General features: G+C 65.7%; 20 protein-coding genes. 7 read left to right on the top strand and 13 right to left on the bottom strand.

What is annotated here, in order from left to right:
• Position 1 precedes the first annotated feature (1 nt).
• The 7 genes from DFO48_RS11160 to DFO48_RS11130 are packed head-to-tail and all read right to left on the bottom strand — an operon-like array spanning position 2 to position 7,690.
• The gene (locus DFO48_RS11160) at positions 2-592 is read right to left on the bottom strand and encodes an alkylhydroperoxidase domain protein (RefSeq protein WP_114863414.1); all 591 of its coding nucleotides are present in this window, start codon (positions 590-592) and stop codon (positions 2-4) included.
• On the bottom strand, positions 589-1,284 hold the full coding sequence (locus DFO48_RS11155) for a CMD domain protein (RefSeq protein ID WP_114863413.1): 696 nt from the start codon (positions 1,282-1,284) through the stop codon (positions 589-591). The genes DFO48_RS11160 and DFO48_RS11155 overlap by 4 nt, the downstream gene beginning before the upstream one ends.
• Positions 1,281-2,399, bottom strand: coding sequence for a putative FMN-dependent luciferase-like monooxygenase (locus DFO48_RS11150; RefSeq protein WP_114863412.1), 1,119 nt, complete (start codon positions 2,397-2,399; stop codon positions 1,281-1,283). Before DFO48_RS11150 ends, DFO48_RS11155 begins: the two co-directional genes overlap by 4 nt.
• Complete coding sequence (locus tag DFO48_RS11145) at positions 2,380-4,065, bottom strand: ABC transporter ATP-binding protein (RefSeq protein ID WP_114863411.1); 1,686 nt, start codon at positions 4,063-4,065, stop codon at positions 2,380-2,382. The genes DFO48_RS11150 and DFO48_RS11145 overlap by 20 nt, the downstream gene beginning before the upstream one ends.
• A complete protein-coding gene (locus tag DFO48_RS11140) occupies positions 4,062-5,006 on the bottom strand; it encodes an ABC transporter permease (protein ID WP_114863410.1) in 945 nt (314 codons plus the stop codon). Before DFO48_RS11140 ends, DFO48_RS11145 begins: the two co-directional genes overlap by 4 nt.
• On the bottom strand, positions 5,003-5,950 hold the full coding sequence (locus DFO48_RS11135; RefSeq protein ID WP_114863409.1) for an ABC transporter permease: 948 nt from the start codon (positions 5,948-5,950) through the stop codon (positions 5,003-5,005). Before DFO48_RS11135 ends, DFO48_RS11140 begins: the two co-directional genes overlap by 4 nt.
• Positions 5,951-5,977: 27 nt before the next feature.
• Positions 5,978-7,690 (bottom strand): TIGR04028 family ABC transporter substrate-binding protein, encoded by a 1,713-nt coding sequence (locus DFO48_RS11130; RefSeq protein ID WP_199406983.1) that lies wholly within the window; start codon positions 7,688-7,690, stop codon positions 5,978-5,980.
• Between the two features lie 221 nt (positions 7,691-7,911).
• Between DFO48_RS11130 and DFO48_RS11125 the strand changes: the two genes are divergently transcribed.
• The 3 genes from DFO48_RS11125 (at position 7,912) to DFO48_RS11115 (ending at position 10,709) form a co-directional block, all read left to right on the top strand.
• Positions 7,912-8,496, top strand: a complete 585-nt coding sequence (locus tag DFO48_RS11125) for an OsmC family protein (protein ID WP_199406982.1) — start codon at positions 7,912-7,914, stop codon at positions 8,494-8,496.
• Positions 8,497-8,518: 22 nt separating this feature from the next.
• Positions 8,519-9,340 carry a VOC family protein gene (locus DFO48_RS11120; protein WP_003073829.1) on the top strand — a complete coding sequence of 274 codons (822 nt, stop codon included), beginning with the start codon at positions 8,519-8,521 and terminating at the stop codon, positions 9,338-9,340.
• 118 nt (positions 9,341-9,458) lie between these two features.
• Positions 9,459-10,709, top strand: a complete 1,251-nt coding sequence (locus DFO48_RS11115) for an Hsp70 family protein (RefSeq protein WP_034348226.1) — start codon at positions 9,459-9,461, stop codon at positions 10,707-10,709.
• Positions 10,710-10,820: 111 nt separating this feature from the next.
• On the opposite strand, the gene rsmI is transcribed toward DFO48_RS11115, so the two are convergent.
• Positions 10,821-11,744, bottom strand: a complete 924-nt coding sequence (gene rsmI, locus DFO48_RS11110; protein ID WP_003073824.1) for a 16S rRNA (cytidine(1402)-2'-O)-methyltransferase — start codon at positions 11,742-11,744, stop codon at positions 10,821-10,823.
• Here rsmI and DFO48_RS11105 point away from each other — a divergent pair.
• The 3 genes from DFO48_RS11105 to DFO48_RS11095 all read left to right on the top strand — a co-directional run bounded on the left by DFO48_RS11105 (position 11,744) and on the right by DFO48_RS11095 (position 13,493).
• Positions 11,744-12,145 (top strand): YraN family protein, encoded by a 402-nt coding sequence (locus DFO48_RS11105; protein WP_114863408.1) that lies wholly within the window; start codon positions 11,744-11,746, stop codon positions 12,143-12,145. The two genes, rsmI and DFO48_RS11105, sit on opposite strands and share 1 nt — an antisense overlap.
• Positions 12,146-12,234: 89 nt before the next feature.
• The gene (locus DFO48_RS11100; RefSeq protein ID WP_003073820.1) at positions 12,235-12,843 is read left to right on the top strand and encodes an SIS domain-containing protein; all 609 of its coding nucleotides are present in this window, start codon (positions 12,235-12,237) and stop codon (positions 12,841-12,843) included.
• The gene (locus tag DFO48_RS11095; protein WP_003073818.1) at positions 12,840-13,493 is read left to right on the top strand and encodes a BON domain-containing protein; all 654 of its coding nucleotides are present in this window, start codon (positions 12,840-12,842) and stop codon (positions 13,491-13,493) included. The genes DFO48_RS11100 and DFO48_RS11095 overlap by 4 nt, the downstream gene beginning before the upstream one ends.
• Before the next feature lie 61 nt (positions 13,494-13,554).
• Here the strand turns inward: DFO48_RS11095 and DFO48_RS11090 are convergent, their stop codons facing one another.
• The 3 genes from DFO48_RS11090 to DFO48_RS11080 form a co-directional block, all read right to left on the bottom strand.
• The gene (locus DFO48_RS11090) at positions 13,555-14,466 is read right to left on the bottom strand and encodes an NAD(P)-dependent oxidoreductase (protein ID WP_114863407.1); all 912 of its coding nucleotides are present in this window, start codon (positions 14,464-14,466) and stop codon (positions 13,555-13,557) included.
• A 148-nt stretch (positions 14,467-14,614) separates the two neighbouring features.
• Positions 14,615-15,751, bottom strand: coding sequence for a PilT/PilU family type 4a pilus ATPase (locus DFO48_RS11085; protein WP_034373781.1), 1,137 nt, complete (start codon positions 15,749-15,751; stop codon positions 14,615-14,617).
• 145 nt (positions 15,752-15,896) lie between these two features.
• Positions 15,897-16,940 carry a type IV pilus twitching motility protein PilT gene (locus tag DFO48_RS11080; protein WP_003073812.1) on the bottom strand — a complete coding sequence of 348 codons (1,044 nt, stop codon included), beginning with the start codon at positions 16,938-16,940 and terminating at the stop codon, positions 15,897-15,899.
• Positions 16,941-16,977: 37 nt separating this feature from the next.
• Between DFO48_RS11080 and DFO48_RS11075 the strand changes: the two genes are divergently transcribed.
• On the top strand, positions 16,978-17,709 hold the full coding sequence (locus tag DFO48_RS11075; protein ID WP_114863406.1) for a YggS family pyridoxal phosphate-dependent enzyme: 732 nt from the start codon (positions 16,978-16,980) through the stop codon (positions 17,707-17,709).
• A gap of 132 nt (positions 17,710-17,841) precedes the next feature.
• Here DFO48_RS11075 and DFO48_RS11070 read toward each other — a convergent pair whose 3' ends face one another.
• Positions 17,842-19,089 (bottom strand): branched-chain amino acid ABC transporter substrate-binding protein, encoded by a 1,248-nt coding sequence (locus DFO48_RS11070; protein WP_114863405.1) that lies wholly within the window; start codon positions 19,087-19,089, stop codon positions 17,842-17,844.
• Positions 19,090-19,136: 47 nt separating this feature from the next.
• Positions 19,137-19,919: a TetR/AcrR family transcriptional regulator gene (locus DFO48_RS11065; protein ID WP_114863404.1), complete on the bottom strand. Its 783-nt coding sequence runs from the start codon at positions 19,917-19,919 to the stop codon at positions 19,137-19,139.
• Positions 19,920-20,056: the final 137 nt, after the last annotated feature.

The following is a 20,056-nucleotide window of genomic DNA, read 5'->3' as shown; positions in this document are numbered from 1 at the left end:
CTCAGGTGGCCGTATGCAGGGGCTCGCCCAGAGACAGCATGAGCCGGTTGGCCCAGTTGAAGAAAGCCGTGCCTTGCAGGGCATCGGAGATGGCCGCGTCGTCGAGGCCGGCGGCGCGCAGCGCATCTATATGGCTGGATTCCAGCGCGGGCGGTGTCTGCGTCAAGGCCACGGCGGCGGCGACGATGGCATTCCAGCGAGGGCCCAGGTCGGTGCCCGGACCTTCATCGAGCAGGCGCTGCACATCGGCAGTGCGATGTGAGAAATGCGTGGCAAAGCGCGCATGTACCGAAGCGCAGTAGATGCAGCCGTTGGTGCGTGAGGTTGCAGCTGCTGCCAGTTCACGCTCGGCGCGCGGCAGGCCGGCGTCGGGGTTGTAGAAGATGTCCTTGTCGGTGCGCGTGCGTGCTCCCAGTGTGTCGGGGTCGCGCGCCAGCAGCCGGAAATAGGGTGAACGCGCGCGCGCCGCGTCCACAAGCCCCGCATGGTGGCGCTCGCTCAGCTCGCTCTCCTGCAGCGGAGCTATCCACGGCTGCCAGTCGAGCTGTTCCTGGGTGAAGACCTGGGGGGAGGTGTTGTGCGTAGTGGTCATGGCTGGGCTTGAAGGGCGATGGTGGAAGATGCCGTGGCGGCTGCAGCTCGTGCTCCGAGCACGCGCAGCCCCGCCACGAGGCGGATCTGGAAGGACAGGAAAGAGGCGAGCTGGGACAGGATGACGATATCGGTCTCGCTCCAGCCGGCCTGCTGCAGCGCCAGCAGGGCCTGGGCACTCGCATCGCGTGGGTGGTAGGCCAGCAGATGGGCATGGGCCAGCGCGGCGCTCAGGCGCGGGCCCAGCAAGGCCGCATGCGCCGGGTCCACGGCGTAGCTGGGGCCGCTCTGGTCCTCGCGGCTCAAGGGCCCGGCCGGATAGATCCCGTAGGGGCCGTGCGGGCCGCTGCCGGGCTGCAGGCTGGCAGCGCGCCCGCGCACCACTTCCGAGCTCACGGCATCGGCCAGATCGGCATCCTCGTCCGCCAGGGAGCGTGTGTAGAAGGCCGTGCTGCGTGGCTCGCCGTGCAGGCCTGCCGTGAAGGCAGCCAGCGTCAGGCGCTCCCGCAGGGAGACGGTTCCAGCAACGGGCTCGGCGGGGTTGAACAGCGCGGCAAAGCTTTGCTGAGCCTGGGTACGCGCCTCGCTGCGGTGGCGGCGCACCTGATCCAGCGTGCTGCCTGCAGCGATGTCGGCGAGATGGTCGATCACATCTTCGGGAAAGCGGGTCTGTGCGGTGTTGCTCATGATCATGCGGCTTGAAGCAGTTCGGTCTGGACAAGGGGTTGGGAAGCGCCTGTGGGGGCCTCGCTGCGGCGCCAGCCCAGAGCCGGCGCCACGACGGCTGCCGTCAGCTCGATGGAGCGCAGAATGCCCTGGTGCGGCGGGTCGATGGAGTGGACCTGGAACACGATGTCGGTGGCTTGCGCCAGCGCCGTGTCGGCGCGCAGCGAGGCGATCACCTCCTCGGGCGTGCCCACATGCACGTCATAGGCTTCAATGAGCTGCTGCAGCGGCGCCTGCGGATCGACGCGCGTTGCCCATTGCGTGGACGTGGATGAGGCCAGGGCCGCATGACGCTGGGCCGAACGGCGCAGACCGGCCTCGGCCCATTGCAGTGCCTGTTCGCGCCTGTCGGCAACCAGCAGGGTGCGCGACGCCAGGATGCGCTGTGCGCGCCCTGCGGGAAGGGCCGCGAGATAGGCCTCGATGATGGGGTTCTGTATCTCGGACAGCGTGGCCCGGGGTCGGCCTTCGGGTCGGGGCTGGGTGCGCGAGAGCATCAAGCCGTCCCCGTTGGCGCCGGCGCGTGCCCCGCCCTCGACCGAGAACGTGGCCTGCCAGACGCGCTCCAGCAGTTGCCGGGCTGCGGGGTACAGGCGCACGCCGCCTGCCAGCTCGCGCCCGGCCCAGGCATCCCGCAGCACAGCGAAGTTGCGCGCAAAGACTGCGCCGCGCTCGCTGCCTGTGACGCCGAAGGCCTCGAAGGACTCTGCCGTGCCGCCTGTGCCCAGGCCCACTTCGAGGCGGCCGTTCGACAGCAGGTCCAGCACGGCCGCATCCTCGGCCACGCGCAGCGCGTTTTCCAGCGGCAGCGTGACCACGCCAGTACCCAGACGGATGCGCCGCGTGCGGGCCGCCACATGCGACAGAAAGACAAAGGGCGAGGGCAGGCCGCCCTCGCTTTCGTGGAAATGATGCTGGGCGATCCAGGCTGAGTCGAAACCCTGGGCTTCGGCATGGGCGATCTGCTCGGTCACGAGACGGTAGCGTTCGCCGGCCGGTACCTCATCGAGCAGGCGGCTGAAGAAGCCCAGGCGCGGTGCAGGGCGCGCGCGAGCAAGAGTGTCAGGCGGGGTGGGGGACAAAATCAATGCTCCTTTTGCCGGGAATGGCGTCCATGAGTTCGCGCGTGTAGTCGCTGGTGGGGTGCAGGAACACGTCCTCGACGCTGCCTGCGTCCACCACCTTGCCTGCGCGCAGCACCGACACCGTGTCGGCGATCTGGCGCACCACGGCAAGGTCGTGCGAGATGAAGAGATAGCTCAGGCCCAGGTCCTGCTGCAGCTGCGCGAGCAGGGCCAGGATCTGGGCCTGTACGGTCACGTCCAGTGCCGAAACGGCCTCGTCCAGCACCACCACTTCGGGTTGCAGCACCAGGGCGCGTGCAATCGCCACGCGCTGGCGCTGGCCGCCCGAGAGCGCATGCGGGCGCCGTTCGAGCACGGCGGCCGGCAGGCCCACGCGCTCCAGCATGTCATGCACGCGCTGGCGTCGTTCCTGGGGCGGCAGCGGCTCGAAGTTGAGCAGCGGCTCCTCGATGATGTCGAAGACACGCTGGCGCGGGTCCAGCGAGCTGAACGGGTTCTGGTAGACCAGCTGGACCTTGCGCCGGAGCTGGCGCAGGGCCTCGCCGCGCAGGCCCGTGAGTTCGGCGCCGGCGATGCGGATGCGTCCCGATGTAGGGCGTGCCAGGCCCACGATGTCGCGTATGGTCGTGGTCTTGCCCGAGCCCGACTCGCCGACGATGGCATGCGTGGAGCCCCGGCGCAGGCGCAGCGACACGCCGTCCACGGCGCGGAAAACGCCGCCCCCCTGGCCGGGGGCATGGAAGTCGTGGACCAGGTCCTCGACCTCGATGGCCCAGTCTTGGACAGCGGCCGCCGCCGATGGCGCAGTGCGACGAAGGGCGTGCGTGAGCGACGGAGCATCAGACAGCAAGCGGCGCGTATAGGCGCTTTGCGGATTGCGCAGAAGCTCCAGTGTCGGGCCTTGTTCCTGGATGCGGCCGCCCTGCATGACGATGAGGCGATGCGCGCGGTCGGCCGCTACGCCCAGGTCGTGGGTGACAAGCAGCACGGCGGTGCCTGTTTCGCGGCGCAGCTCGTCGATCAGATCCAGGATGCGCCGCTGCACAGTGACATCCAGCGCGCTGGTGGGCTCGTCGGCGATGATCAGCGCAGGCCGCAGCGCGATGGCGATGGCGATCAGCACGCGCTGGCGCATGCCGCCCGACAGCTCGTGCGGATACTGGCGCGCGCGCAGGGCGGGCTGTGACAGGCCCACGCGTGTCAGCAGGTCGATCACGCGCGTCTCGATGGCGGAGCGGTCGCGCAAGCCGTGAATGCGCAGGATTTCGCCGACCTGGTCGCCCACGGTGCGCACGGGGTTGAGCGAGGTGGTCGGGTCCTGGGGCACAAGGCTGATCACGCGGCCGCGAATGCTGTTCCAGCGCGCGGCGCTCCAGTCCGAGACCTCGGTGTCCTGCAGCCGGATGCTGCCTTGCTCGCGGCGCCCGTTGTCGGCCAGCAGTCCGATCACGGCCTGGGCCGTTGTGGTCTTGCCCGAGCCCGATTCGCCGACCAGGGCCACGACCTCGCCGGGCGCCACGGAAAACGACAGGCCGTGGACCACGCGCTGTTCCTGGCCGCTGTGGTCGCGGTAGGCGATGACCAGATTCTGGACCTCAAGCAGCGGGGCTGCGGTGGCGGCAGGGATTGCGGTGGCGGGTCGGTCTTGCAGCAGGGCGCTCATGCCGGCCTCCGCGCGAAGGAGGCGCCAATGCGGTTGGCGGCCAGCACCACGGCCACCACGACCAGGCCCGGCGCCGTGGTCAGCCACCAGGCGGTGGCGATGTAGTTGCGCCCTTCAGCGATCAGCAGACCCCATTCGGGCGTGGGCGGCGGCGCGCCGTAGCCCAGAAAGCCCAGCGTGGAAATCGACAGGATGGCCGCGCCGAACTGCAGCGCGGCCAGGGCTACCACCGAGGTCAGCGAATTGGGCAGCACATGGCGCCACAGCACGACGGCAAAGCGTCCGCCGCTGCCGAAGGCCGCCTCCACATAGTCGGAGCGCCGCACGCGAACCACTTCCGAGCGCACCAGGCGCGCGAAGCCGGCCACGGATGCCACCCCCACGGCGATGGCAGCATTGATGGTGCCAAAGCCGAGCAAGATGATGATGGTCAGCGACAGCAGCAGCGAGGGCACGGCCAGCAGCACGTCGACGAAGCGCATCAGCGCATCATCGACACGGCCGCCCGTGGCACCGGCCAGCAGGCCGATCAGCGTGCCCGCCACCAGGCCCACGGCCACGGCCAGGAAAGCACCCGACAAGGAGTGCACCGAGCCATGCACCACGCGGGCCCAGAGATCACGCCCCAGCGCATCCGTGCCCAGCCAGTGCGCGAGGCCGGGCTCCAGCAACTGCTGGCCGGCCTGGCCGACGACGGGGTTCTGATAGGCAAACCAGCCCGGAACCAGGGCCCACAGCGCGGCCGTGGCAATCACCAGCCATGCCAGGGCCAGCGTGGGCGGCAGGCGCCTGAGCCTTTGCAGATCGGTCAGGGCGGGGCGCAGGCTTTTTGCGGCCGGTGCCGGTGCCGGTGCCGGCGAGGGCGCCAGCCTGGGCGCTGCGGACGATGCGACGCCGGATGCCAGGGGCTTGGGAATGGCGGTCGAGACGGCGGTGTTCATGCCCGGTTCTCCACAGAATGACGCAAACGAGGATCGAGCAGCGGGTAGAGCAGGTCCACGGCGAGGTTGATGAGCACGAAGGCGGCGGCCGAGACGACGACCACGGCCTGGAGCACGGCCGTGTCCTGGTTGCCCACGGCCTGCTGGGTCAGCGTGCCCAGGCCGTTGAGGCCGAACACGGCCTCGGTGACCACGGCACCGGCCAGCAGCTCGCCGAATAGCACGCCGGCAATGGTCAAGGTGGGCAGCAAGGCATTGCGCGCCACATGGTGCAGCAGCACCCAGGCGCGAGAGGCGCCCTTGGCGCGCGCCACGGCCACGAAGGGCTGGGCCAGCACGGTGTCGATATTGCGCAGCAGGATCTGGGCCAGCGGCGCTGAAATCGGGACGGCCAGCGTCAGCGTGGGCAGGACCAGGCCTTCCCAGGGGCCGGGATTGATGACGGGAATCCAGCCCAGACGGAAGGACAGCACCTGGATCAGCATGATGCCCAGCCAGAAAACGGGCACGGAGACGAAGACCGAGGGCAGGGTTTGCAGGGCATTGCGCAGCCAGGCCAGAGGCGCGAGGCTGGCTGCGGCCGCCAAAGCGATGGCCAGCAGCGCCGCCGTGGAAAAGCCCAGGGCCGCCAGACGCAGCGTGGGCGGCAAACTGGTGGCCAGGCCCTGGCTCACGGGCACGCCGGCCTGCAGCGAGTAGCCGAAATGGCCCGTGAGGAACTGAGCCAGCGTGTGCAGGTATTGCTGCCAGACGGGCTGGTCGGCACTATAGGCGGCGCGGATGTCGGCGATCTCCTGCGGGCCCAGGCCCAGCTCGGGGTTCAGGAACTTGATCAGCACGGCGTCGCCCGGCAGCAGCTGCAGCAGGATGAAAGAGGCCGTGAAAGCCGCCCACAGCACCAGGGCGGCCTGTGCGATGCGGCCAAGCAGATAGCGGCGTGGCATGGGGGCGCCTCCTTGATCGGTGCGCACTCAGCGCTTGGCCAGCCAGGTGCTGTAGAAGCTGGGGCGGCCCACGGCCTCGAAGCCCACCTCACGCACCCAGGTCGCACCCGCGAAGGCCTGGGGTTCCTCGAAGATCGGGATCACATAGGCCTGATCGATCAGATAGTTCTGCACCTCGCCGGTCAGCGCCAGGCGCCGGTTGGCATCGGTCTCGGCCGCGATGGCATCGAACAGGCGGTTGAGCTTGCCGTCCTCGAAGGACTTGACCTTCTGGCTCACGCCGCCTTTTTGCAGCAGCACATTGCGGTTGCTCGGGTAGTAGTTGCTCTTGATCACGTCGGGATCGGCGCGGCCCACCATGCCCGGCAGCACGCCGGTCTTGTCGGGGTCCAGCGTGTCCACCGTGCGGCTGCCCGAGTCTCCGGCCAGCACATTGAGCTTGATGCCCAGCCTGGCCCATTGCTGGGCCACGAGCTGCAAGGTCTCCTTGTTCTGCGGCTGGGGCAGGGATTCGTAGGTCGAGAGCACGAAGTCCTGGCCGTTCTTCTGGCGCAGGCCGTTGGCGCCCGGGCGCCAGCCGGCCTCGTCGAGCAATTGTCTGGCCTTGGCCTCGTCAAAGACCAGCTTGGCCGACAGGTCCACATAGCCGGCTGCCGTGGAGGCGATCACCGAGCGTGCCTGCGGGTAGCGCGGCGAGAAGAGGGTTTCGACGATCTCCTTGGTATTGGTGCCATGCAGCAGGGCCTGGCGCACCTTGAGATCGGCCACCAGGGCGTTGTCGGGACGGATGGCGATGCTGTTGTTCACGCCGCGCGTGGACGGCGCATAGATGGCGAACTTCTGCTGCTCCACGCGCTTTTCGTCATAGGCCTGGACCTGGCGGATGAAGCCGGCCTGGCCGGCCAGCAGTGCGCCTATGCGCACGCTGTCCTCGGGCGTGACGATGAACTTGACTTCATCCAGGCGTGCGCGGCCCTGGTGGGCCAGCTTGGCCGGGCCCCAGCTGTAGTCCTTGCGCGCCTTGAGCACCAGCTCCTTGCCCAGGGTCTCGCTGGCCACCACGAAGGGGCCCGAACCTATGATGCGCGTGGCATCGCCAAGCTCCTCGAATGGACGATCCAGCGTGGCCGGCGAGACCAGGCCCGAGCCGATCACCGAAGTGCCCTGGAGAAAGCCTGGCGAGGGTTTCTTGAAGAAGAATTTCACGGTCAGCGGATCGACGACTTCGCTGCGCTCGTAATTGTTGATGACCTCGGAAACCGGTTGCTTGAGCGCCTTGTTGCCCAGACCGTAGGTGTCGAAGTTGCGCGCCACGGCGGCCGCGTCCAGCGGCGATCCGTCCGAGAAGCTCACGCCGGAGCGCAGCTTGAAGCTGTACTCGGTGGCGTCGGCGTTCACGGTCCAGGACTCGGCGATCCAGGGCTGGATCTCCAGTGTCTCGGGGTCCTGATAGGTCAGCTTGTCCGTGATCTGGTTGAGCACGCCGCCGTTGGGATAAAAGCCCCCCGCAGGCGGATAGAGATTGGTGTGTGCCTGCTGTTCGAGGTAGACCAGGGTGCCGCCCTGGACCGGCTTGGCCGATGCATCGGCCTGGGCCGTGCCGGATTGCCTGGAGCAGCCGGCCAGCAGCATGCCGCCCGTCAGTACCGCCACTGCGGCCCACAGGGCCCGGCGTTTGGCCGACCTGTTCACTGGCTGTTTTATCGATGGATCCGTCTGCGAAGGGAAAAACACGTTCATACCTCGTCGCCGCATGGCGCTGAAAACTCAGGTTCCGGACGCATCGCCGCAGCGACCGACCGGATTCATGGTTCTCATGCTATTGACGCCAAATATTCGTGCTCATATATTGAGTAGCATCGTTATGCGAAAAACAACTAAGCAGCGTGAGCCTGCATATTTGCTACGCGCATAAGCGCAGACGAATTCCTTTGTTGGCCCGACGCGCCGCTCTCACAACAATGGCCTGGCATTCCTTTATCAAAAGCCCGCTCATGAGTCATCTCAACGAATATCTTTCCGAAAAACGCGCGGCCGTGCTGGCACGCAGCGCCGCCATCGAGGCGGGCACGGCCCAGGCCGCCAGACTCAAGGCCAGCGTGCGTGCCGAGGGGCGCAGCGGCGTGCGCCGCCTGCGCATCCGCGAACACCAGGTCATCAGCGACAGCCCGCCCGACTTCGCGGGCTACAACCTCGGCCCGAGCTCGCCCGAGCTGCAACTGGGCGTGCTGGGCACCTGCGTGACCCATATCTTTCTGATCCAGGCGGCCGAGCGCCAGGTGCCGCTGGAGAGCCTCGAAGTCGAGGTCACGGGCATCATCGACCCGCGCGGCGGCAAGCCCGGCCACGAAGCGACGCCGATCTGGCCGCACGATATCGGTTACACCGTGCATATCGATTCGCCGGCCAGCCGCGCCGAGATCGATGCACTGTTCGAGGCCGTGGAGCGAACCTGCCCCATCCTCAACCTGCTGCGCAGCCCCCAGTCCATCCGCGCCGAAGTGCGTCATACCGACTCCAGCGCGCCCGAGCGCCTGGCGGCCTGATAACCTTTAGAAAGACTTTTGCATGAGCCTGCCACTCGACCATATCGTCATCGCGGTCCAGGACCTGGAGCGCACGATTGCCGACTATCAGTCCCTGGGTTTCAACGTGCTGCGCGGCGGCGAGCACCCGGGCCGCTCCACGCACAACGCCCTGGTGGTCTTTGCCGACGGCGTCTATTTCGAACTCATTGCCTGGCGTGCGCCTGCGCCCGAGGAGCGCTGGTGGCAGCAGTTGCAGCAGCACGGCGAGGGGCTGGTCGACTTCGCGCTGCTGCCTTCCGAGACCGGCGCCGTGGTGGCAGCGGCCCAGGCGCGTGGCCTGGGCTATGAAGCACCTTATGAGGGCGGACGTCTGCGTCCCGATGGAGAGCAGCTGCGCTGGCGCAATGCACGCGCCCACAGCCAGGATCTGCCGTTTCTGTGCGGCGACCTGACGCCGCGTGCCCTACGCGTGCCCGAAGGCCAGGCCCGCGTGCATCCCAACGGCGCGACCGGCGTGGCCCGTCTGGAAGTGGCAGTGCAGGACCTGCAGTCCAGCCTGGCGCGCTGGCGGGCATTGCTCGGCGAAGGCGTGGATGTCAGCGCGCTGCGGGTCTCGGCCGACGGCAGCACGCAGCAGGTATCGCTGGGTCTGGGCACCACCGAGCTGGTGCTGGCCGCACCCGTACAGGCTGCAGGCTTCCTGGCCCAAAGACTGGCCACTCGCGGCGAAGGCCCTTATGCCATTGTGCTGTCGGTGCCGCAGCAGGCGGTAGCACGGGAACTGGACGAAGTTGCCACCCACGGGGTGCGCATTGAACTGGCACTGCATTCCGGCAGCGAGCGGGAAACCGCCGCCGCCTAGGCCCAATAACAGGGGCGCTAGAATAGCGCCCCCGCTGACACCCATGCCCACTTCGGTGGGCGTTTTCGTTGCGGCCGCGTCAGCCTTTGCGGGCCGGCGCGGTGCAGCGCCGCCTTCCATGACTACAGCTCTCACGCCTGCCACTCTGGGCATCGATTTCGGAACCTCCAACTCTGCTGCCGCCTATCGCCTGCCTGGCAAGACCGCTAGTCTGCTGCCGCTGGAAGGCGCTGCCACCGGCATGCCAACGGCACTGTTTTTCAATACCGAAGAGCACAGCACGCATTTCGGTCGCGATGCCATGCAGCAGTATCTGGCAGGCGAGGAAGGGCGTCTGATGCGTTCCCTCAAAAGCCTGCTGGGCAGCAGCCTGTTGCTGGAAAAGACTGCGGTGCACGAGCAGCTTGTCAGCTATCAGGACATCATCGCGATCTTTCTCAAGCGCGTGGCCGATCAGGCACGCCGGGCGCTGGACGGCCGTCTGCCGGAGCGTGTGGTGCTGGGGCGTCCCGTGCATTTTGTCGACGAGCACCCGCAGCGAGACCGTCAGGCGCAGGATGCCCTGGCCGCTGCGGCGCGCGCCGCGGGCCTTGGCGAAGTCAGCTTTCAGCTGGAGCCGATTGCGGCGGCGCTGGACTACGAGCAGCGCCTGAGCGAGGAGCAACTGGTGCTGGTGGTCGATATCGGCGGCGGCACCTCGGACTTCACAGTGGTGCGTCTGGGCCCGCAACAGGCCGGGCATGCCGACCGTACTCAGGACATTCTGGCCACCACCGGCGTGCATATCGGAGGCACGGATTTCGACCATCGCCTCAATGTGGCTCAGGTCATGCCGCTGCTGGGCTACAAGCATATCGGCCCCAGCGGGCGCGAGGTGCCCAGCAGCGTGTTCTTCGATCTCTCCACCTGGCATCTGATCCAGTGGCTGTACACGGCCAAGGCCCTGGCTTCGGCGCGTGGTCTCAAGAGCGATTACAGCGATCAGCAACTGCACCAGCGCCTGATGAAGGTACTGGATTGGCGTGAAGGCCATAGGCTGGCCGATGCGGTGGAGCAGGCCAAGATTGCGGCTTCGCAAAGCCATGCGCCCTCGGCCATTGCTCTGGACTGGCTGGAGCAAGACCTGCCAGCGGCCATCTCCCCGGAGGTTCTGCAGGAGCAGTTGCAGGCCTTGCTGCTGCAGGTGGTCGAATGTGCGCAGGACTGTGTGCGCCAGGCCGGCGTGGCGGCACCAGACGCCATCTATCTGACCGGCGGCTCGTCGGCCCTGCGTACCCTGCGCGATGCGCTGCGCGTCGCTTTCCCCGATGTGCCGCAGGTCGAGGGCGACCTGTTCGGCGGCGTGGCCACCGGTCTGGCCTATGCCTGAACTCGAAGCCCCCTGAGCTGCTGCACGGCTTCCCCCAAAGGGGGCGGCACCTGCGCTGCGAGGTAGCCCTTGCCAGGCATCTCCGGTTTGTACCGCGCTCGGTTGACGTGCTTATTCTTCTTCGGCGGCCCGCTTGAGCTCCAGCGCCCGGTCGTAGAGCGTGTTGCGGCTGGCTCCCGTGATTTCGGCGGCCAGTTTCACGGCCGTCTTGGTCGGTAACTCGGCCAGCAGCAGCTTGAGCACGCGCTCGGGCTCGCCCGACTCCTGTTGCACCGCCACAGGGTGCAGCACGATGGCGAACTCGCCCTTGACACGCTGTGGCGAGGCCTGCAGCCAGGCGGCCAGCTCGTGGGCCGGCATGCTCGCGATGTCTTCAAACTGCTTGGTGATCTCGCGCGCCAGCGTGACGCGGCGCTCGCCCAGCAGGGCCAGAGCCTGGGCCAGCTCGATGATGCGGTGCGGGGCTTCGAGCAGCACGGTGCAACGCGGCTGGTCGGCCAGTTTTTGCACGGCGGCCAGTCGCTCGGCATTCTTGGTGGGCAGGAAGCCGGCAAACACAAAGCCGTTTTCGCCCTGTGCCGGCGTGACGGCACCGGCCACGCTGATGGCCGATGTCACGCTGCTGGCGCCGGGCAGCGGAATGCTGCGCAGACCCACGGCCTGCAGCGCTGCGCACAGGCGCGCGCCCGGGTCGCTGACGCCGGGCGTGCCCGCATCGCTGACATAGGCGATGCGCTGGCCTTGCTGCAGGCGCTCGATCACCTGCTGGGCGGCTTCTGCCTCGTTATGCTGATGCACGGCCAGCAACTGGCTGCCGGGGCGGTCCAGCCCGTAGCTGCGCAGCATGCCCTGGGTGTGGCGCGTGTCTTCGCAGGCGATGCAGTCCACGATCTGCAGCACATGCAGCGAGCGCAGGCTGATGTCGGCCAGATTGCCAATCGGCGTCGCCACCACATACAGGGCTGCCTGCGGATAATGCTGGGAAGCGGCCGCGTCATGTGCGGCAGTCAGTGCAGAGGCGAAAGAGGTAGTCAATGGATTTCCTTGGAAAGCGGCCCAAGCCGGCGCAAAGCACAACCGCACGCGGGCAACAGGCCGAGGATGCTGCGTTGGCACATTTGCAGACGCGAGGCCTGAAGCTTGTCGAGCGCAATTATCGGACGCCGGGCCGTGGTGGCGGCGAAATCGACCTGATCCTGCGTGACCGCGACGGGTCTTTGGTGTTCGTCGAAGTCCGCAGCCGCAACACCGATCGCTTCGGCGGTGCAGCCGGCAGCATCGGCCGCCTCAAGCAGCAGCGCATTGTGCTGGCCGCCAGACACTATCTGATGAGGCTTGCGGCAGCGCCGCCATGCCGCTTTGATGTGGTGCTGGTCGACAGCTCCGGGAACCAGATGCGCATCGAGTGGCTCCAAGCGGCATTCGAGGCGCTTTAGTCGCCGCGTCATAGTTGTGCGCAACACTGATGCGCAAATAACGGTTTGCTACCAAAGAGATAACAGGTGGCGGGTATCATCGGGCCTCCATGCTAGAGCAACGAATTCAACAGCATTTCATCGACAGTGCCGACCTGAAGTACCAGGCCGCCCAGGCGCTGAGCCAACCTATCGCTTCCGCCGTACAGGCCATGCTGGCCTGCGTGACGGGCGGCGGCAAGGTGCTGGCCTGCGGTACGGGCGTTTCGGCCAGCGATGCCCAGTTATTTGCCTCCCTGTGCGTGACAGGGTTCGAGCGCGATCGTCCCGAGCTGGCGGCCGTGGCCCTGACTTCCGATGGCGGCCTGCTGGGCAGCGTGGGGGCGACGGGTTCGGGCGGCAATGCCAGCCAGTATCTGGCGCGTCAGGTGCGGGCGCTGGGGCAACCCGGCGATCTGCTGCTGCTCATGTCGGTGACCGGCAACGATACGGCTGTGCTGGAGGCTCTTGAAGCCGCCCACGAGCGCGACATGATGGCCGTGGTGTTGACAGGCCGCACCGGCGGAAATCTGGCCTCCGCCGTGCGCGAGACCGATGTGCTGATCTGCGTGCCCCACGACCGTGCGGCGCGTGTGCGCGAAACCCATACCTTGATCCTGCACTGTCTGGCCGACGGTGTGGACTCTCAACTGCTTGGTGACCAGGAGATGCCTTTATGAAGTTGAAGTGGACCCGTGTTGCATGCGCGGCCCTGACCGTTGCCGCTCTGGGCGGTGCCTTGAGCGGTTGTGTGGCTCTGGTGGGCGGTGGTGCCGCCGTGGCGGGCATGTCGGCAGTGGACAGGCGCACCACCGGCACACAGGTGGAGGACCAGGGCATAGAGCTGCGTGCCGGCAATCGCATCAGCGAGGTGATGGGCGAGAAGGCCCGCGTCAGCGCCACCAGCTACAACCGAGTGGTGCTGCTGACCGGCCAGGCAGGCAATGCGACGGACAAGGCGACCATCGAGAAGCTGGTGCGCGAACAATCCACCGTGCGCCAGGTCTACAACGAGATCGAGGTCGTGCCTTTCACGGCCACTCTGGGTCAGCGCTCCCAGGATTCTCTGATCACGACCAAGGTCAAGGCCAGTCTGGTCAACGCCAAGGACATTTCATCCTCGGCCATCAAGGTCGTGACCGAGAACAACGTGGTCTATCTGATGGGCATAGTCACGCCGCGTGAATCCAAGCGGGCTGCCGAGATCGCCCGTGGCGTCAACGATGTGAGCAAGGTTGTGCGCCTGTTTGAGGTCATCTCCGAAGATGAGCTGGCTGCTGCAACGTCCAAGGCAGCCCCTGTGGTCGAGGACCGCTCCAGCATGAACTGAGGCGAACTGAGGGCCACAAAAAAGCCGGACCCGAGTCCGGCTTTTTTCATGGCGCAGCGGCTCAGCGCAAGCGCTGGATCAGGCTGGAAGTATCCCAGCGATTGCCGCCCATGGCCTGTACATCGGCATAGAACTGGTCCACCAGCGCGGTGACGGGAAGGCGTGCGCCATTGCGCTGGGCCTCGGCCAGCACCAGTCCCAGATCCTTGCGCATCCAGTCCACGGCAAAGCCGAAGTCGAACTTGCCCACGGCCATGGTCTTGCCGCGATTGTCCATCTGCCAGCTCTGGGCGGCGCCCTTGCCGATCACGTCGAGGACCTTCTCCACGTCCAGGTCGGCGCGCAGGCCAAAGGCAATGGCTTCGGACAGCCCCTGGACCAGGCCCGCAATGCAGATCTGATTGACCATCTTGGTCAGTTGACCGCTGCCGCTGGCACCCATATAGGTAAAGGCGCGCGAGAAGGCATCAGCCACCGGTGCCACCTGGTCGAATACCTCCTGATCGCCACCGCACATGACAGTGAGCTGACCGTTGACCGCACCGGCCTGACCACCCGATACCGGGGCATCCATGAAGTGCAGGCCGCGTTTGCGTGCTTCGGCATACAGCTCGCGCGCCACCTGGGCCGAGGCCGTGGTGTGATCGACAAAGATGGCGCCAGGCTCCATCCCCGCAAAGGCGCCGTCGTCGCCCAGCACAATGGAGCGCAGGTCGTCATCGTTGCCCACGCAGGAGAAGACCATGCGTGCGCCCTTGACGGCTTCACGGGGCGTGGCCGCATGGCGGCCGCCGACAAATTCCTCGACCCAGGCTTCGGCCTTGGTGGTCGTGCGGTTGTAGACCGTGACCTGATGGCCAGCCGCAGCCAGGTGCCCGGCCATGGGATAGCCCATGACACCCAGACCCAGAAAGGCCACAGGAGTGGAAGTGCAGCGTGCGTAGCTGCGGGAGGCGATGGTGGCTGTGCTCATGAAATCCTCTAAGACTGGGTGCGGAACAGTTCGATCATGGTAGCGCCGCAGTGCATGGCCTTGGCGTAGAGCAGGGTCCTGGGCGGCCCTGCCGCCCCACAGCAAAGCCAGCGCTCCACCTGTGGGAGGAGATGCCGGCGCCTTGGGGTTAGACGATGGTCAGATGTTCGGTGCCGGCTGCCAGGTCCAGAGTCCGGGCGCGCTGGCTGTTGAGCTTGATCTGCAGACGCAGGTCGTTGACCGAGTCTGCATTGCGCAGCGCATCTTCGTAGGTGATGAGATTGGATTCGAACAGGTCGAACAGCGCCTGGTCAAAGGTCTGCATGCCGATATTGCGGCTTTTCTTCATGATCTCCTTGATCTCGACGACCTCGCCCTTGAAGATCAGGTCGGCAATCAGCGGAGAGTTGAGCATCACCTCGATGGCGGCGACACGGCCCTTGCTGTCCTGCTTGGGAATCAGACGCTGGGAGATGATGGCCCGCAGGTTCAGCGACACATCCATCAGCAGCTGTGGACGGCGTTCTTCGGGGAAGAAGTTGACAATACGGTCCAGCGCCTGGTTGGCACTGTTGGCATGCAGCGTGGCCAGACACAGATGGCCCGTTTCCGAGAACGCAATCGCGTGCTCCATGGTTTCGCGGTCGCGGATTTCGCCCATCAAAATCACATCGGGAGCCTGGCGCAGCGTGTTCTTGAGCGCCGCTTCCCAGCTGTCCGTATCCAGCCCCACCTCGCGTTGCGTGACCACGCAGTTCTTGTGCGGGTGCACGAATTCCACGGGGTCTTCCACCGTGATGATGTGGCCGAAGGAGTTCTCATTGCGCCAGTCCACCATGGCAGCCAGCGTGGTGGACTTGCCCGAGCCCGTCGCGCCCACCAGGATGCACAGGCCGCGCTTGGTCATGGTCACTTCCTTGAGCACCTGCGGCACGCCCAGGCCGTCAATCGTGGGCAGGGTGGTGGGAATGGTACGCAGCACCATGCCGACCTTGCCCTGCTGCATGAAGGCATTGACACGGAAGCGCCCCACACCGGCCGGCGAGATGGCGAAGTTGCACTCCTTGGTGTGCTCGAAGTCCGCCACCTGCCTGTCGTTCATGATGGAGCGCGCCAGGGCCAGCGTATGCAGCTGGCTCAGCGGCTGGGGCGAGACCTTGGTGACCTTGCCGTCAATCTTGATGGCAGGCGGAAACTCCGCCGTGATGAACAGGTCGCTGCCGTTGCGGCTGACCATGAGCTTGAGCAGATCGTTGATGAATTTACTGGCCTGATCGCGTTCCATGATCACTCCTTGTCCAGTGGTCGCAAGCAAAGACCACTCTTAAAAATTGGCACGGCCCAAGCGAGAGGCAGCCAGCAAGGGCCGTCCCGCAGCAAAGGCTGTCGTCCCCCTCAGGGGGAAGCGGCAAAGCCGCTCAGGGGGAACCTTATCCAGGGAAATTTTCGGGAATCTTCGCCTTGCTGCGCGCTTCGGCCGGGCTGATGAGGTTGCGGCGCACCAGATCGGTCAGGTTCTGGTCCAGGGTCTGCATGCCCATGTTCTGGCTGGTCTGGATGGTGGAGTACATCTGCGCCACCTTGGCTTCGCGGATCAGGTTGCGGATGGCGGGCGTGCCCAGCATGATCTCGTGCGCGGCCACACGGCCCTGGCCGTCCTTGGTCTTGCAAAGCGTCTGTGAGATCACTGCCTGCAGCGACTCGGACAGCATGGCGCGCACCATTTCCTTTTCATCGGCCGGGAACACGTCGATGATACGGTCGATGGTCTTGGCCGCCGACGAGGTGTGCAGCGTGCCGAACACCAGGTGACCGGTTTCGGCCGCAGTCATGGCCAGGCGGATGGTTTCCAGGTCGCGCATTTCGCCGACCAGGATCGCGTCCGGATCTTCACGCAGCGCGGACTTCAGGGCTGCCGCGAACGACAGCGTCATGGGGCCGACTTCGCGCTGGTTGATCAGGCATTTCTTGGACTCGTGCACGAATTCGATGGGGTCTTCCACCGTCAGGATGTGGCCGTACTCGGTCTCGTTGAGATAGTTGACCATGGCGGCCAGCGTGGTGGACTTGCCCGAGCCCGTGGGGCCGGTCACCAGCACCAGGCCGCGCGGCTTCAGGGCCAGGTCGGCGAAGATCTTGGGGGCGTTGAGCTGTTCCAGTGTCAGGATCTTGCTGGGAATGGTACGGAACACGGCCGCCGCGCCGCGGTTCTGGTTGAAGGCGTTGACACGAAACCGGGCCAGGCCTTCGATTTCGAACGAAAAGTCCACTTCCAGAAACTCTTCGTACTGCTTGCGCTGGGCATCGCTCATGATGTCGTAGACCATGGCGTGCACGGTCTTGTGGTCCAGCGGATCGATGTTGATGCGGCGCACATCGCCGTGGACGCGAATCATGGGGGGCAGGCCTGCCGACAAATGCAAGTCCGAAGCCTTGTTCTTGACACTGAATGCCAGCAATTGCGTGATATCCACGGAGATCCCTCTCTGGTTTGATACTCTGGCGCCAATTATGACGACGATTGAAAACAATCTGGGGCAGATTCATGCCCGCATTGCAGCCGCTTGCGCCAGTGCAAGCCGGCCCGTGACATCGGTGCAACTGCTGGCCGTTTCCAAGACCTTCGGCGCGGATGCGGTGCGCGAGGCGGTGCTGGCCGGCCAGCGCAGCTTTGGCGAGAACTATATCCAGGAGGCGGTGGAGAAAATTGCCGCCGTGCGCGCCATGCAGCTGGCGGGCGGCGAGGCGCTGCAATGGCATTGCATAGGCCCCATCCAGAGTAACAAGACGCGGCTGGTGGCCGAGAATTTCGACTGGGCCCAGACCGTGGACCGGCTCAAGATCGCCGAGCGTCTTTCGGCCCAGCGTCCGCAGGGCATGGCACGGCTCAATGTCTGCATCCAGGTCAATGTGGATGGCGGTGCCACCAAGTCCGGCGTCATGGCAGAGCAAGCCCTGGAGCTGGCCCAAGCCATGGTGAAGCTGCCCAATCTGCAGCTGCGCGGCATCATGAGCATTCCTGACGATGCTCCTGATTTCGAGGCGCAATGCGCAGTCCACAAAAAGGCCAAGGCTGTTTTTGAGTCCATCAAGACCAGTGGCCTCGCGGGGCTGGAGCATTTCGACACGCTGTCCATGGGCATGACCGGCGATCTGGACGCCGCCGTGGCAGCGGGCAGCACCATGGTGCGCGTGGGCAGCGGGATATTTGGAAGGCGTACCTACGGTACGCCCACCCCCTGAGCCGCGTAGCGGCTTCCCCCTCTCTCTTCGGGAGGGAGGACGACAGCCTCGCTGCGAGGCGGCTCTTGCTCGCTGTCTCTGGCTTGGTGCGCGCCGGTTTCAAGCTTCAGTTGCTGTGTTGCAGTCTTTTGCTCAAGGTCGCTTCATCTGGCATTCGGTCGGTAGATCAAGCTGCTGGGCGGAATAGACGGCATCGGTTCTGAACCCGTAGTTCGTGCCTTCCCAGCCGGTTTTGACCAGCTTGCCATCCACGGGGGCGATGGTATTGACGACCTGGGGCAGCAGCAGCTGATGGTCCTTGCCGCGCATCTTGACGGGGCCGAAGACAGTGTCCATGGACATGTCCTCCATGGCCTTGGCAATTTTCACGGGCTCGGTGGACTGTGCCTTGGCCATGGCAGCGGCCAGCATGCGCGGCACCAGGTCCATGCGCGGGGCCAGAAAGTCCTGGCTCATCCTGGCCTTGTACTCCCTGGCGCGGGCGTCGGCCTGGGTGCGGTCGGCCATGCCGGGGTGCCATTCCGCGACCCAGGTCACCTGGCCGATCCTGGCCTGGGAAATGGAGGTCACGGTGCCTGGAAAGCCGCCTGCGCTGTGGTTGAAGTAGCGCAGGTCGTAGCCCGAGTCTCCGGCGGACTTGAGCAGCAATGCCAGATCCTGGCCCCAGTTGCCGGTGATGATGGAATCGGTTCCGACTTCCTTGATCTTGGCCACATAGGGCGCAAAGTCCTTGATGCGGCCCATGGGGTGCAGGGTCTCGCCCACGAACTGCACATCGGGTCTTGCCTTGCCGACCATGCTGCGCCCGAAGCTGGCCCATTGCTTGCCATGGGCATAGTCCTGGTTGAGCAGAAAGACCTTGCGGATCTGGGGCTGGGTCTTGATGTAGTTGGCGATGGCCTGCATGCGCATGGCCGTGTTGGCATCGAACATGAAATGCCAGAAGCTGCAGGACTTGCCGGTCAGTTCGGGGTCGATGGAGCTGTGGTTGAGTACTAGCACCTCCTTGCCTGGATTGCGCTGGTTGTAGCGCGATGCTGCCTGCACCAGGGCCGTGACCACCGAAGAGCCCGAGCCCCCCGTCACCACCACGCGCGCGCCCTGGTCAATGGCGGCCTGCAGCGCGCTCTGGCTCTCCTGGGCCGAGAGCTTGCTGTCGAACTGCAGCAGCTGGAACTTTGCGCCGTTGTAGAGGCCGCCCTTGGCGTTCACGTCATCGACGGCATGAAGCACATGGTTGCGCATGACTTCACCCACATTGGCAAACGGGCCGGAGAGCGGGTCGATGAATGCGATCTTGAACGGCTCAGCCGTCTGGGCGGATACGCTGCCGGCGCAAAGACCGGCGGCCAGCGCAATGGCTGAGAAGCGAACGGACATGGTGTTGTCTCCAGGGAGTTGGAATGGCGCCTTGGCCGCAGGGGCTCTCAGCTGGCGCTGTGGCTGGTGGAGGAAGCGCTCTTGCGGCGCCTGGGGGGCGAAGGGTCTTGCGGTGGCGGCGCAGTGCGGCTCGCGCGCTTGCGTGGTGCAGGTGCAGGTGCAGGTGCAGGTCCAGGATTGCGCAGGCCCAGCACGCGCGAGGCCAGATCGGTGAGCTCGACCACCATCTCGGCCGGCCCCAGCTTGCCGCCGGGCTGGTACCAGTTGTAGAGAAAGCCCGGCAGGCTGCAGGCCGCCTGGGCCGTGATGCGGGTGTCGCGGAAGTCGAAATGCCCGCTGGCGCGGCCTTCGTCGAGCAGGGCGCAGAACTGCCTGTAGAACTGCTGGGCCACATTGCGGGAGGCCTTGAGATAGGCCGGGCTGAAGGCCTGCGGCTCACGGTAGGGGAAAAAGCCCGCTGGATAGTGCGCAATGGTGGCGGCGATCAGGCGCTGCAGGCCGTCCACGGCTTTCTCATGCGCGGGGCGCGGGTCGTCGGCCGCAAAGTCCAGCACCGTGAAGCAGGCCTCGGTCGGAGCCCAGCACAGGGTCTCGAAGATCTCCTGCTTGTTGCGGAAGTAGTAGTAGACAAAGGGCTTGGTCACGCCCAGCGCCTGCACGATCTGCTCGATGGTGGTGTTGGCATAGCCATAGCGATCGAACAAGGCTTCGGCGGCCTTGAGAATGCGCTCGCGCTTCTCGTCGGAGCCTGCCGTGGGCAGGCGCTGGCGGCCGTGCGGCGCCACGGGCGCAGCCGGCTTTTTTTCGGTCTTTCTGGGCGTGGCAGGCATGAGGGTTTGCGCGTGTCGCATTCGTTATACCAATGGGTAGCATTGTTCTACCGGCAGGTATACATTGACAAGACGCCGAGCAGCAGATTGCCCTAAGGCAATCCCTGAGAAAGCCCGCAAAGTGGCTCCAGACCTCG

Source organism: Comamonas sp. AG1104, assembly GCF_003350425.1.
Lineage (GTDB): Bacteria > Pseudomonadota > Gammaproteobacteria > Burkholderiales > Burkholderiaceae_C > Comamonas > Comamonas testosteroni.
This window is presented reverse-complemented; position numbering and strand designations above follow the sequence as displayed.

Coding starts and splice junctions, on each gene's coding strand:
- DFO48_RS11160 (WP_114863414.1), bottom strand. CDS start 592: ATGACCACTACGCACAACACCTCCCCCCAGGTCTTCACCCAGGAACAG.
- DFO48_RS11155 (WP_114863413.1), bottom strand. CDS start 1,284: ATGATCATGAGCAACACCGCACAGACCCGCTTTCCCGAAGATGTGATC.
- DFO48_RS11145 (WP_114863411.1), bottom strand. CDS start 4,065: ATGAGCGCCCTGCTGCAAGACCGACCCGCCACCGCAATCCCTGCCGCC.
- DFO48_RS11140 (WP_114863410.1), bottom strand. CDS start 5,006: ATGAACACCGCCGTCTCGACCGCCATTCCCAAGCCCCTGGCATCCGGC.
- DFO48_RS11135 (WP_114863409.1), bottom strand. CDS start 5,950: ATGCCACGCCGCTATCTGCTTGGCCGCATCGCACAGGCCGCCCTGGTG.
- DFO48_RS11130 (WP_199406983.1), bottom strand. CDS start 7,690: ATGAACGTGTTTTTCCCTTCGCAGACGGATCCATCGATAAAACAGCCA.
- DFO48_RS11125 (WP_199406982.1), top strand. CDS start 7,912: ATGGCCTGGCATTCCTTTATCAAAAGCCCGCTCATGAGTCATCTCAAC.
- DFO48_RS11120 (WP_003073829.1), top strand. CDS start 8,519: ATGAGCCTGCCACTCGACCATATCGTCATCGCGGTCCAGGACCTGGAG.
- DFO48_RS11115 (WP_034348226.1), top strand. CDS start 9,459: ATGACTACAGCTCTCACGCCTGCCACTCTGGGCATCGATTTCGGAACC.
- DFO48_RS11105 (WP_114863408.1), top strand. CDS start 11,744: ATGGATTTCCTTGGAAAGCGGCCCAAGCCGGCGCAAAGCACAACCGCA.
- DFO48_RS11100 (WP_003073820.1), top strand. CDS start 12,235: ATGCTAGAGCAACGAATTCAACAGCATTTCATCGACAGTGCCGACCTG.
- DFO48_RS11095 (WP_003073818.1), top strand. CDS start 12,840: ATGAAGTTGAAGTGGACCCGTGTTGCATGCGCGGCCCTGACCGTTGCC.
- DFO48_RS11090 (WP_114863407.1), bottom strand. CDS start 14,466: ATGAGCACAGCCACCATCGCCTCCCGCAGCTACGCACGCTGCACTTCC.
- DFO48_RS11085 (WP_034373781.1), bottom strand. CDS start 15,751: ATGGAACGCGATCAGGCCAGTAAATTCATCAACGATCTGCTCAAGCTC.
- DFO48_RS11075 (WP_114863406.1), top strand. CDS start 16,978: ATGACGACGATTGAAAACAATCTGGGGCAGATTCATGCCCGCATTGCA.
- DFO48_RS11070 (WP_114863405.1), bottom strand. CDS start 19,089: ATGTCCGTTCGCTTCTCAGCCATTGCGCTGGCCGCCGGTCTTTGCGCC.
- DFO48_RS11065 (WP_114863404.1), bottom strand. CDS start 19,919: ATGCCTGCCACGCCCAGAAAGACCGAAAAAAAGCCGGCTGCGCCCGTG.